The 11,911-nt window shown below is 67.1% G+C and carries 12 protein-coding genes; 8 read left to right on the top strand and 4 right to left on the bottom strand.

The features are described 5' to 3' along the window. Positions 1 to 59 precede the first annotated feature (59 nt). Together Verru16B_RS08510 and Verru16B_RS08515 are read left to right on the top strand one after the other, a co-directional pair. The gene (locus Verru16B_RS08510) at positions 60 to 1,406 is read left to right on the top strand and encodes an FAD-dependent thymidylate synthase (protein ID WP_069961884.1); all 1,347 of its coding nucleotides are present in this window, start codon (positions 60 to 62) and stop codon (positions 1,404 to 1,406) included. Positions 1,407 to 1,697: 291 nt separating this feature from the next. Then, complete coding sequence (locus Verru16B_RS08515; protein WP_069961885.1) at positions 1,698 to 2,480, top strand: endonuclease/exonuclease/phosphatase family protein; 783 nt, start codon at positions 1,698 to 1,700, stop codon at positions 2,478 to 2,480. A gap of 52 nt (positions 2,481 to 2,532) precedes the next feature. Here the strand turns inward: Verru16B_RS08515 and Verru16B_RS08520 are convergent, their stop codons facing one another. Together Verru16B_RS08520 and Verru16B_RS08525 are read right to left on the bottom strand one after the other, a co-directional pair. Further along, the gene (locus Verru16B_RS08520; protein ID WP_069961886.1) at positions 2,533 to 2,814 is read right to left on the bottom strand and encodes a hypothetical protein; all 282 of its coding nucleotides are present in this window, start codon (positions 2,812 to 2,814) and stop codon (positions 2,533 to 2,535) included. Positions 2,815 to 2,879: 65 nt separating this feature from the next. Beyond that, a complete protein-coding gene (locus tag Verru16B_RS08525; RefSeq protein ID WP_083270214.1) occupies positions 2,880 to 4,523 on the bottom strand; it encodes a ComEC/Rec2 family competence protein in 1,644 nt (547 codons plus the stop codon). A gap of 109 nt (positions 4,524 to 4,632) precedes the next feature. Here Verru16B_RS08525 and Verru16B_RS08530 point away from each other — a divergent pair, with 109 nt between their 5' ends. From Verru16B_RS08530 to ftsY, 6 genes are all read left to right on the top strand, one after another. After that, complete coding sequence (locus Verru16B_RS08530) at positions 4,633 to 6,009, top strand: replication-associated recombination protein A (RefSeq protein ID WP_069961888.1); 1,377 nt, start codon at positions 4,633 to 4,635, stop codon at positions 6,007 to 6,009. A 73-nt stretch (positions 6,010 to 6,082) separates the two neighbouring features. After that, positions 6,083 to 6,538 carry a hypothetical protein gene (locus tag Verru16B_RS08535; RefSeq protein ID WP_069961889.1) on the top strand — a complete coding sequence of 152 codons (456 nt, stop codon included), beginning with the start codon at positions 6,083 to 6,085 and terminating at the stop codon, positions 6,536 to 6,538. A gap of 51 nt (positions 6,539 to 6,589) precedes the next feature. Next, positions 6,590 to 7,666 (top strand): 3,4-dihydroxy-2-butanone-4-phosphate synthase, encoded by a 1,077-nt coding sequence (ribB, locus tag Verru16B_RS08540; protein WP_069961890.1) that lies wholly within the window; start codon positions 6,590 to 6,592, stop codon positions 7,664 to 7,666. A gap of 50 nt (positions 7,667 to 7,716) precedes the next feature. Next, positions 7,717 to 8,196, top strand: coding sequence for a 6,7-dimethyl-8-ribityllumazine synthase (gene ribH, locus Verru16B_RS08545; protein WP_069961891.1), 480 nt, complete (start codon positions 7,717 to 7,719; stop codon positions 8,194 to 8,196). Continuing rightward, positions 8,193 to 8,639, top strand: a complete 447-nt coding sequence (nusB, locus tag Verru16B_RS08550) for a transcription antitermination factor NusB (protein WP_069961892.1) — start codon at positions 8,193 to 8,195, stop codon at positions 8,637 to 8,639. Before ribH ends, nusB begins: the two co-directional genes overlap by 4 nt. A 98-nt stretch (positions 8,640 to 8,737) precedes the next feature. After that, the gene (gene ftsY, locus Verru16B_RS08555; RefSeq protein WP_069961893.1) at positions 8,738 to 9,661 is read left to right on the top strand and encodes a signal recognition particle-docking protein FtsY; all 924 of its coding nucleotides are present in this window, start codon (positions 8,738 to 8,740) and stop codon (positions 9,659 to 9,661) included. Between the two features lie 282 nt (positions 9,662 to 9,943). On the opposite strand, the gene Verru16B_RS08560 is transcribed toward ftsY, so the two are convergent. Both Verru16B_RS08560 and Verru16B_RS08565 read right to left on the bottom strand, forming a co-directional pair. Continuing rightward, the gene (locus Verru16B_RS08560; protein ID WP_069961894.1) at positions 9,944 to 10,459 is read right to left on the bottom strand and encodes a S24/S26 family peptidase; all 516 of its coding nucleotides are present in this window, start codon (positions 10,457 to 10,459) and stop codon (positions 9,944 to 9,946) included. A 290-nt stretch (positions 10,460 to 10,749) separates the two neighbouring features. Then, the gene (locus tag Verru16B_RS08565) at positions 10,750 to 11,880 is read right to left on the bottom strand and encodes a PepSY-associated TM helix domain-containing protein (RefSeq protein ID WP_069961895.1); all 1,131 of its coding nucleotides are present in this window, start codon (positions 11,878 to 11,880) and stop codon (positions 10,750 to 10,752) included. Between the last annotated feature and the right edge of the window lie 31 nt (positions 11,881 to 11,911).

Below are 11,911 nucleotides of genomic sequence, written 5' to 3' on the forward strand. Positions count from 1 at the left end.
GGGCCCCGCCCGAAATTTTCTTCGCCAGCCCGCGCGAAACCGTTTCGAGTCTCGCGTACATGAAGGTCACCGGTCTCGCCCTCGTTCCGCCCCCCTCCGCCGCCGACCTGCCTAAGGTCACACCCGAGTTGCTGGCTTCCGTCCTGGCCCGTTATTCGCGCAGCAACGAAGGCATCCACAAGATCCTCGAGAAGGTGGACCTGGCGAATCCCGACGAGTCCATCGACCGCATCCTGAAGTTTGTGGATTACGGCCACGCCTCGATCGGCGGCCTGACGGGCGGTCTGGCGATCGCCCTGGACGACGTCTCGATGTGGCTCGCTTACAAGGTATTTGAAATCGCGCAGATGGCGGACGGGCAGGAGTCGAGCACGCGCTACATCACGATGGCGGCGACGAACCTGCCGGCCCCGGAGGAGATCGGCATTCCCGCCGACCTCGCCCCGCGCTGGACCGCGCTGATGGCCCGGTCTTTCGCCGCCTACAACGCCGAGTATGCACGCCTCGACCAGGCGGCGCAGGCGGAGCCCGGCCTCGTGCGCCTGCCGCCCAACGCCAAACCCGCGGTGGTCACGCGGCTGCGCAAAAACTACGCGCTGGACCGCGCGCGCTATTTCATCCCGCTGGCCACCCGCACCAACGTGGGCCTCGTCCAGAGCTCGCGCATGTGGGCCACGACCGTGAAGCATCTGGATTCCCTTCCGATGCCCGAGGCGCAGGCGGCGGCGAAACTCATCCGCGAAGAGCTGATCAAGATCTCACCGCGCCTTATGCGACACAGCAGCGCCGAAAAATCCTATCAGGCGCAGGCGGAACAGGAGCTGGCGGAGAGCCTGAAACTGGGCCTCGCGCGCCTTTCCACCCAGCCGCTCGCCGACGAGGTGTGGGTGAAGGTGGATCGTGACACCCCGCCGTGGTTGCGGGAGGAGCAGTCGCTGGCCGAGGCGCTCAAGCATCGCGCCAACCGTTATGGCTACCAGGGCAAGGCCACCCGGCGCATGCGCGTGACCTTTGCCTGGAACAACATGGCGATCGCGGAGCTCCGCGATCTGAACCGCCACCGCACCGGGCACCGTTGCACGCCCTTGATCCAAGCCGGTTTTTACCTGCCGCCGGAAATCGCCCATGCGGGACATGCGGCGCTGCTGGACGAACAGGCGGCGCTGACGCGCGAGCTCATGCAGCGCGGCTCGCCGGCCTACGTCTATTCCCTGCTCCTCGGGGCCCAGACGCCGTTCGAGCACAGCACGCAGGCCGACAAGTTTATTTACGAAGCCGAGCTGCGCACCGGTATGGGTGCGCACTACCGCTACGCCGAGCACCTGAGTGCGGCGCTCCGCGAGTTCAACCGCCAGGTGCCCGAGGCCAGGGATTGGGTCATAGAGGGCACCGCGGAGCCAGAATAGGCTTGCCGCACATTTTGGGCGAAACGACCATCGGACGGTGCTGCTGCCTATGCCCCGTCGAGCCATTTTCAGCCTTCTGATCGCACTGGTCGGCGCGCTCCCGGCATCGGCCGCATCCTTGAGCCACCTGTCCAAGCACCGGGAGTTGCAGCCGCGTCGCACGGTTTCGCCACTGGTGCTTTCCCCGGGCCAGGGCAACGTCATCCGCCCGGCCACGTCCGGCCGCTGGCGCCCCGTGATCCTACAACCGGCCGCCCAAGCCCTTCGCCCGGCCCGCTGGGGTCGTCAGCCATGAATCCCGGGACTTTCAAGATCCTGCAGTTCAACATGCAGTATGGCCAGCCGTGGGATGATATCTATCCCGACACGGCTCCGATCCGGCTGCAAAACACCATTGATGAAATCCGCGCGCACGATGCGGACATCGTGATGTTGCAGGAGGTCGAGCAGACGCTCCCCGGCGGTTCCCAGGCGCAGCCGCCCCCGCACTACACGCGGTTGCGCGCCGAGTTTCCCGGCTACGACAGTTATTTTTCGTACCCGCGGCCTGACTCCCGCGAGCTACCCTTCGGCATCGGGCTGGCGATCTTCTCCAAGACGCCCCTGCGCGAGCATGTCTGCCTGAACCTGCCCTCGCCGCCGGTGGAGTTTGATTTCTTCGGCGAGAAGAAAACCCCGACCGACCGCCTCCTGATCGGCGCGACCACCGTGATCGGCGGCCGGCCGCTGCGCTTGTTCAACACGCACCTGCTCGCCTTCTTCATGCTCAATTCGAGCAGCGAAGTGCACCTCGAACAGCGGAAACTGGTGGAAGACCAGCTGCGCAGCTCGGCGGAGATGCCGACGCTGCTCACCGGGGACTTCAACGTCAGCAAGCACCAGTCGCTGATTCAGCAGTTTGCCGACGCCGGCTACCTGACGGTGCAATCCACCCAGATCACCTGGCGCCGCCGGCCCTTCGTGCTCGACCACATCTTCTACAACCGCTGGCTCCAGCCCACGGCCTGGGCGGTCAAGCCCACGCCGGCTTCGGACCATCACACCCTGACGGCCGAGTTTCAGTTCGCCGGATAGGGCCGGTCTTTGTCCCTCCTCGCAACGAGACGGGACCGGTCAGAGACCGGGGCTATTTCCCCCGCCGTACGCGCTCCTTCTCTTCCTCCCGTTCCTCCTCCAGCCGGGCGCGCTCGCTCACCATCTGCTTCCGGATCTGGTCGGCCTCGTCAAACTTCTGGGCGCCGAGCGCGGTCCCGAGCTGTTGCTTCAGGAAAATTTCCCGTTCGGCGAGCTTGCCTTGATAGACCCGGTCGATCTCGCCCAATCGCGCCTTTTTCTCCGCGCTGATTGGGGCGGCGGCGGGGTCGGACTTCGCGAGACGTTCCATGGCGAGCTCATAGGCGCTTTTCATGGGGCAGGGCATAGCCGCGGAAAACCGGGAAGACACGGAAAAACCGCCGGCGGGCCCGGATGGGTTCAGCCGAACCGTACACCCAGCACGAGCAGGAGAAACAGCAGCACCACGGGCGGCCAGAAACCACCGTAGCGTTTCCGCCAGCGGCCGGCCGCGCCGGCCAGCAGCACGGCCGTCATGCCCGCCATGCCGGCCGGGGCCAGCCACCCGGCCCGGAAGCTGGCGGGGTAATACACCCCGGGCAACTCGGTCCCGTGCCGCAGCAGCCAGTCGGAAGCGATGATGATCAGCGCGGCCGCCGCGTTGAACAGCGCGCTGAGCGGGGCCAGCCCGATCAGGCCCGTCAGCAAGGAGAGGAACCCCGCCACGATCGCTAGCGAAGACAACGGAAGGATGATGAGGTTGGCCAGCAGCGACCCCGGCGAGAACACCCCGAAGAAACCGATGCCCGAGGCGGCGCTGGCGAGAAAGGCCGCCCAGCACCCGGCGACCCCGGCGATGACCTTCCGTCCCCCGGAGGCGATGGTGTCGTGCCACCAGCGCCACTCCGGCCGCGGTTTCAGGGCAAACGGCTGCCAGCGGGTCTGCCAGTGATCCGCCAGGGGGCCGGCGAGCAGGATCAGTCCGGCCACGACCGAATAGGACATCTGGAAGCCCGTGCTGAAGAGTTCCAGCGGCTCGCGCAGCAGCGTGACCAAAGCCGACGCCGCCAGCGCGGCCAGGGCGTTGCCGGGCAGGCGGAACACCTGGGAGGACAGCAGGAACGCGATCATGATGTAGGCGCGGACCGCCGGCGTGCCCGTGCCGGTGACCTGCACGTAAAGCCACAGCACCACCAGCGTGACGACCACCTCCAGCCGCCGCGGCAGCCGCAAGGTGCGGCCCAAGAGGCCGAGTGCGCCCGCGATGACCCCCACGTGGAGACCGCTTACGGAAAATACATGAAAGGTACCGCTGCGCATGAAGGCGTTCTCCTGGGCGGGGCTGAGCTCGGCCTTTTCTCCCAGCAACATGGCGAGGTAGAGCGAAGCCGTTGACGGATGCCGGGCCAAACCGTGGGAGAGGATGCGATCGAGCCGGGCCCGGCCGGCCGCGGTGAATTGCGCCCACCGGCCCGGCGGCGACGTCTCGCGGATGAACTGGGCCCGCGTGAGCCGGAGCCGCACGCCGCGGTTGGCGAGGTAGTCGTTGAATCCATCCTGGGCGCCGTCGCGGGCCAGGGGCTCCAGCACGCCCCGCACCTCATAGCCGCCTTCCCGACGGGGCCCGACGCTGATGCGCCGGATGGCGGAAAAATACACCCGTTGCCCGACCAGCTCGCGGTCCAGATCACCCGCGACCACGACTTCGCCGAGACCGCCCAGGCTGCGGGCCCCGGCCGCGGACCCGAAGATGTCGGTCACCAGCAGGGTGACGGTGATTTCGCGGGGTGGCCGGGTTTCCCCGGTGTGCAGTCGCGGTTCCCGCAGGTGCAGCAGGGCGAATCCGGCCAGCGCGGCGGCGCCCACAAGCGCCGGCATCGCCGCCCGCGGCCGGTCAAACCAGGCCGCACCCAACGCCACTCCCGCCAGGCCCAAAGCCCCCAGCAGGACCAGAGTCAGGCCGGCGGCCGGCGGTGGCCAGACCTTGGCGGCGGCGAGGCCCGCCATCATTGGCAGTAACAGCCACAGGAGCGGTGCGCGGATTTGCTGGGCGGGCGAGGGCATGGCAGCGACTGCGCCCTGGCCCGGATCGGTACAGCCGCGGGCAGTCAAACGATTCCGGGCCCGCCTTCAAACTTGTTTCTCCCCCGGCGGGGCGCACACTCCGCGCAACATGGCCCGCCCGGCAGCAGACACCGGTTCACTCTTTGGCGAGGATCAGCCGCAGCCGGCCGGTCCGACATCCGCGCGCCCGGCCGCCGGCCAGCCCCTGGCCGCGCGGATGCGGCCCCGCCGCCTGGCCGAGATCGTCGGGCAGACCCACATCGTCGGGCCGGGCAACCTCCTGCCGCGCCTGATCGCCAGCAACCGTTTTGGCAGCCTGCTCTTCTACGGCCCGCCGGGGTGCGGCAAGACAAGCATCGCCGAGGTCATCGCCCGGGAGACCGGCAGCCGCTTCGTGCGGCTCAACGCCGTCCTGTCCAACGTGGCCGAGCTGCGCGAGATCCTGGCCGCCGCGCGCCGCCAGCCGGAGGCGGCCACGATTCTCTTCATCGACGAGCTCCACCGCTTCAACAAGTCGCAGCAGGACCTGCTGCTGCCCGACGTGGAGGAGGGCAACGTGCGGCTGATCGGCGCGACGACGCACAACCCGGGTTTCTACGTGAACCCGCCGCTGCTGAGCCGCAGCCATCTCTTTCGGCTGGAACCGCTGGCGGCGGCCGAGGTCGCCACGGTGCTGCGACAGGCGCTGGGCGACACCGAGCGCGGCCTGGGTGCCCGCGGGCATCCGGCGACCGACAAGGTGCTGCACGATCTCGCGGTGTTGTGCGACGGCGACCTGCGCCGCGCCCTCAACGCGCTGGAAGTCATTGCGCTGAGCCTGCCCGAGGCCGCGGAGATCGGCGAGCCGGAGCTGGAGCTGTTCGCCCGCGAGCGCCGCATCCGCTACGACGCCGACGAGGACGAGCACTACGACACGATCTCGGCCTTCATCAAGAGCTGCCGGGGCAGTGATCCCGACGCAGCGATGTATTGGCTCGCGAAGATGCTGGCCGGCGGTGAAGACCCGCGCTTCATCGCGCGGCGGCTCGTGATCCTGGCGAGCGAGGATGTCGGCCTGGCGGACCCGCAGGCCCTGCCGCTGACGGTGGCGGCCCACCACGCCTGCGATTTCATCGGGCTGCCCGAGGCGGAGCTGACCCTGGCCCACGCCACGCTTTACATCGCCACCGCGCCCAAGAGCAACTCGGCCACGCTGGCGCTGGCCGCGGCCCACCAGGTGCTCAAGCAGCAGCCCGTGCAGCCCGTGCCCTTGCCGTTGCGCGACAAGGGCGGGGCGGCCAGCAAGCGAGTCGGCCATGGTCAGGGTTATCTTTACGCGCACGACTATCCGGAGAACATCACCGGCCAGGCCCACCTCGCGCAGCCGCTTTCGCTCTACACGCCCAAGACCGCCGGGTGGGAGGCCAAGATAGCCGACCGGCTGGCCCGTTGGGCGCAGCTGCGCTCCGCCGGGCCGGGGCCCCGGGACCCGGCGGCACGGGCGTGAATTGCCTGCGAAATCCGGTCCCCTCGGATCGCGCGGGCTTGCGCGGGGGAGGCGGCGGGGCTAGCTTCCGGCCATGAAAATGCTCGCCGCCTGCCTCGTCCTGTTGGTTGCCACCTCCTTTGGACAGGCCCAGGCCGTCAAGCCCAGCCTGCCCGGCAAGGCCGCCCCCGCGGGGAAGAAGGCCGCGACGGAAGAAAAAGTGGAGGAGATCAAGGGGCTGGTCCTGACCCGGCCCAACGGACATTTTCTCGGCCTCACCCTGCAGGACGGGAAATTCAAGCTGAGCTTTTACAACGAAAAGAAAAAGCCCGAGAAGGTGGATGTGACCCGCGCCACCGCCCGCTGGCCGAACATGCACGGCCCCGGCGACAATCGCACCATCCTCAATCCAGCCGGCGACGGCACCTACCTGATGGGGACGCAGTTCGTGCGCGCCCCGTATACTTTCAAGCTCTTCCTCACCCTCCTCCAGGGGGAGGGTGAAGAGGTGAAGAGCGTGGAAAGCCACACGGTAGATTTCCGGGGCTGAGCGCGGATTTGACAGTGCCCCGTACGCCGGGGATGCTGCGCGCTCCTCCGCATGTCCAGTACCTCTCCCTTTGATTCTGTCGACCGCGCGATCCAGGCGATCGCCGCCGGCGGGCTTGTGATTGTCACCGACGACGAGGGTCGGGAGAACGAGGGCGACCTCGTCATGGCCGCCGAGAAGGCCACCCCCGAGCTGGTCAACATGATGATCCGCCACGCCCGCGGCCTGATCTGCGTGCCGATGACGGAGCCCCAGTTGAAGCGGCTCGGCATCAACCCCATGGTGCAGCAGAACCGCGAGGCCATGCGTACCGCCTTCACCGTGTCGGTGGATGCCACCGAGGGTATCACCACCGGCATCAGCGCCTTTGACCGGGCGCGCACCATCCAGCTGCTGGCCAATCCCGCCACCGCCCCCGACGAGCTGGTGCAGCCGGGACACATCTTCCCCCTTTGCGCCCGACCGGGCGGCGTGTTGGAACGCGCGGGCCACACCGAGGCCGGGGTGGATCTGGCGGCGCTCGCCGGGCTCCGGCCGGTCAGCGTGATCTGCGAGGTGCTAAACGAGGACGGCACGATGGCCCGTCTGCCGGAACTGTTGGAATTCAAGCGCCAGCACGGCCTGCCGATCATCTCGATTTCCTCCCTGATCGAATACCGCCACCGCCGCGAGCAGCTCGTGGAGCGGGTGTCGCAGCGGCCCTTTTCCTCGGAGTACGGGGAATTCATGCTGCAGGTGTTCCGCAGCAAGGTGGACGGGCGCCATCACCTGGCCTTCACCATGGGCCAGCTGGACGGCTCGCCGACGCTCGTGCGGGTCCACACGGAGAACCTCCTGAGCGATGTTTTCCTCGGCAAGGAGCTGGGCAGCCACCGCTCGCTGGTGGCCTCGCTGCAGATCGTGGCCGCGGCCGGGCACGGGGCGATCATCTACATGGAGCAGACGGGCCGGATGCAGGAAACCCTGCTCAACCCCGGCAAACCCTCCAGCCTGCGGGATTACGGCACCGGCGCCCAGATCCTGACCGCCCTCGGCCTCCGCAAGATCCGCCTCCTCCAGCACGCCCCCCGCCGCGTGGTCGGCCTGGAGGGATATGGCCTGGAGATTGTCGAGCAGATCCCGGTTTGACCTGATTTCTGGTTGCGGAATGCCCGCAACCGCCCGCCAATAGTCCCTCCATGAGCCTGTCCCCGCCCACCCGCCAAACCATTAACGGTGCGAAATTCCGCATCGGGATCGTCGCGGCGTGCTTCAATGAGGCGCTGGTCGGGGCCCTGCTGGAGCGGGTGGAAGCCACGCTGGCCGCCGCCGGCGTGAAGGACAAAAATCTGACCTGCCTGCGGGTGCCCGGCTCGCACGAGGTGCCGTGGGCGGCCGACCGCCTGGCCGGTTCGGGTCGCTTTGATTGTGTGGTCGCCCTCGGCGTCCTGATCGGTGGTGACACCAACCACCACGAGATGGTGGGGCAGAGCGTGTCGCACGCCCTGCAGCGCGTGGCGCTGGCCACCGGCGTGCCGGTGATCAACGGTGTGCTGGTGACCGACACCCTCGCGCAGGCCCGCGCCCGCTGCACGGGCCGGATCAACCGTGGGGCCGAGTTCGCCCACGCCGCCCTCGAGATGGCGGCCCTGCAACGCCAGACCTCCTCCCACTCATGAGCAGCCAGTTCACCCAACGACGCGAGTGCCGGGCCGCGGCGTTCCAGTACCTCTACGCGTGGAGCGTCAACCAGCCGGACAACGTGGCCAACGACCTCCAGCTCTTCTTCGAGCACCTGGAGAAACCGCGCGACCATTACGCCTTCGCCGAGGAGCTGATCCACGGCGCCATCGAGCACGCCACCGAGATCGACGAGCACATCAAGGGCCTGGCCCACAACTGGGAGTTCGAGCGCGTGGCCAAGATCGACCTCGCGATCCTCCGCCTCGCCATGTTCGAGATGCTCTACCGCAAGGACATCCCGCCGGTCGTCTCGATCAACGAGGCCATCGACCTGAGCAAGCAGTATTCCACGGCGGACTCGAAGCGCTTCATCAACGGCATCCTCGACCGCATGAAGGACAAGCTCGGCCGCGACGCGCGAAAACCTAGTAGCGAGTAGCGGGTAGTGAGTAGCGAGTATGTTCAAACCTAGCCGGTCTTTTCTCTGCGATAGCGGGATGCTCGCTACTCGCTAGTCACTCCTCACTACTTTCTCCGGTGTTTTCGCTCTTCAAGAAATTCAAAGAAGGCCTGACCAAGACGGTCTCGGCCATTGCCGCGAAGACGCAGGGGCTGTTTGGCGGGCGCAAGATCGACGCGGCCTCGCTCGATGAGCTGGAGGAGGCGCTGTACACGGCGGACTTCGGCGTGGAGACCACGACCGAGATTCTGGCGGAGATCAAGCAGGCCTACAAAAAGGACCCGGCGCTGCAGGGGCGGCAGGCGGCGGAGATCGGTGTGGCGGTCTTGCGGCGCGTGCTGGAAGGGAGCGAGGGCCGGCTGGACGTTGTCGCCGGCACCGGCAAGCCCCAGGTCATCGCCATGATCGGCGTGAACGGCTCGGGCAAGACCACCACCACCGCCAAGCTGGCGCACAAATTCAAGATCGACGGGCAGTCCGTGCTGGTGGCGGCCTGTGACACCTTTCGCGCGGCGGCGGTCGAGCAGTTGAAGAGCTGGGCGACACGGCTGGAGCTCGACATCGTGGCCAGCCACACGGGGGCGGACTCCGCCGCGGTGGCCTTCGATGCTTGGCAGGCGGCCAAATCGCGCGGCAAGGACTGGCTGATCGTCGATACGGCCGGCCGCCTGCACACCAAGGCCAACCTGATGGAGGAGCTGGCGAAGATCCGCCGCGTGTTGCAGAAGAACGATCCCGCGGCCCCACAACACCGGTGGCTGGTGGTGGACGGCAGCCTGGGCGCCAACTCGATCGAGCAGGCAAAGGTCTTTCACCAGAGCTTCGGCCTCACCGGCCTGATCGTGACCAAGCTCGACGGCACCAGCCGGGGTGGGGCGGTGGTGGGCATCTGGCGGCAATTGAAGATCCCGATCTACTTCATCGGCCTCGGGGAGCAGCCGGAGGACCTGCAGCCTTTTTCGGCCGAGAATTACGCCCGCGCGATCTTTGGTTTGGAGTAGCCCGCGAGCGCGCGCCGAGGGACCACTGACGGTCCAAGCTCCTCTTCGCCTGACTCCGGGCGCTGGCCAACCGGGGATGCTATTCTTCGACCACCTGAATTTAGGTGTTATTCCTAGGACCTGATCCACAGGATTTTATGATTATCTCGACGGTGTTAGTTCCGCATCCTGCAAAGGGTGCGGGAGGTGACCAAAGGGGCTCGCGTGCGCTTGACTGGCCCGTTGTGCGCGCGCGAGCCCTCATCCTTTTTCCAACCCAGACGCGTATCCGGTCCGCGTCGTTTAGTTTTCGGTCCGCGGCTTCGGGCGCCGCAGCGTGGCGAGAGTTCCGGATGGGGCGCGGGTGACCGGCTTGTAGGCCGCGATCACCACGCCGACCAGATTGTCGGACTGCACCGGCTCCATATCGTGGATGCCATTGTTTAGCCCGCGGGCGCGCCAGCCGTCACGGGCCTTTGCCACGAGGACGTGGGCGACGATCTTGTTCTGTTGGTTGCGGTAGAGGACGGTTTGTCCGCGCTTGAGCTGGCCGTAAGGGAGCTGCCGGAGAACCATGATGGTCCCGGAGGCGTAGAGGGGTTGCATGGAGCGGCCGGTACCCACCAACACGAAGGCACCGGGGGTGTGATCCGCGATCCGGCTCGCCTGCTGCCAGGCCTCGGGCTCGGTGGCCAGCACGGGTCGGGGGGATTCGCCGGTGTACACGCCTCGGATCCAAGAGTCTGCCTCGTCGCGGGCGGCGGCGCTGACGAGGAGCACCGAGACCAGTCCGAGGTACTGCCACACACGCCGCTGCATGACCGGAGCAAATGCACAAGCCGGGCCAACGGCCAGTGCGGGCTGCTAGTGTTCATTCCTCAGCGCAGGCTAAGGTCAAAAGGACCGGGTGGTGTTGGCATCCCGGAAAGTGGATTCATCCGCCGCCGGCCTGGGGCCTGCCTCCCGAGACGGTACACTTTTTACCACACGAGGGGCTCCAGGGAACGAGACGGCGGCGGACGAAAGGGGTTCAGATCCGGAGGCGGAGACTGAGGATGAAGGCGATCAGCACGGCCACCGCGAGCAACGCGCGCAGCACGAAGGCCAGCTCACAGTGGCGACGCGAATTCATGCCGGGCGAGTTCCGGGGACGGGCGCTGGCGGCGAAACCAGATCAGGAAGCCGGTGATGCCGAGCAGGCCGGGCGTGAGTCCGCCCAGGCACCAGAGAATTTTCACGGGCAGTCCGCCGAAGGTGCCGTAGTGGAGCGGGGTGAAGGTGTCCGCGATGCGCGCCCACCGTCCCTGGGTACGCAGGTCGCTGGTGGCGGTGTGGGCGCCGGTCTGCGGATCGTAGCTCACGGTGCTGCCGTAGGGGCCCGTGAAAGCGCCGCGCGGCTCGATCGTGCCCCAGAAAATGACGCTCGGCGCGGCGGGATCGCTGGGCAGCGAGATGAAATTGCCGCGGAACCCGGGCAGACGCTGCGCGGCGTCGCGGGTAAGGGCGTCGAGCGAAAGCGTGTCGGGGTACAGTCGCTGCCCGATCTGCGGCTGCGGCGGGTCACCGTTGATCCAGTGGCCGACCAGATGGGTGAGGTTCCAGTAGGCGCCGGTGAAGCCGACGATCAGGTTGAAAACGACGAAGGTGATGCCGGTGAACTTGTGGAGATCAGAGAAGAGGATGCGCGCCCCGCGGTGCCAGCGCAGGGTGAAGACGTTCTTCCAGAATTCGCGGTACAGCCACACGCCGCTCACGCCGAGCAGGCAGAGCATGAGGGCGAACAAGCCGGCGAGCCCGAGGCCGAAGTGGTCGGCAAGAAACATGTAATGCAGCTCAAGCAGCCAGCCGGTGATCGTCGTGGTGCCGAGGCGCGGGGAAGCCAGCAGTTTTCCCGTGTAAGGGTCGAGCGTCGCGACGAGCCACACATTGTTCCCGCGCTCGATCACGTACAACATATCGGCGAGGTGCGGCGCCTCGTATTGCGGAAGCCAACCGGTGACTTCGTGGCCGGGGAGCTGGCGCTGCGCGTGGCGCAGCAGGGTGTCGAGGGGCAGGCGATCAGACCGCCTTACGTCGGGCCGGCCCGCGGGCGTCGGCTCGACGCGGACCATCCCGGGGTTGAAGATCAGCTCAAGCTCTTCGTGGAAGATCAGGAGGCTGCCCGTCAGGCCGATGACGAGCAAGCCGAGGCCGGCGGCGAGGCCGAGCCAGGAGTGAAGTTGCCAGAGACGTTTGCGCATGGGGAGGAGCGAAGGGAAGCGGCCGGCGGCG

The organism is Lacunisphaera limnophila, assembly GCF_001746835.1.
In the GTDB taxonomy this organism is placed as follows: Bacteria; Verrucomicrobiota; Verrucomicrobiia; order Opitutales; family Opitutaceae; genus Lacunisphaera; species Lacunisphaera limnophila.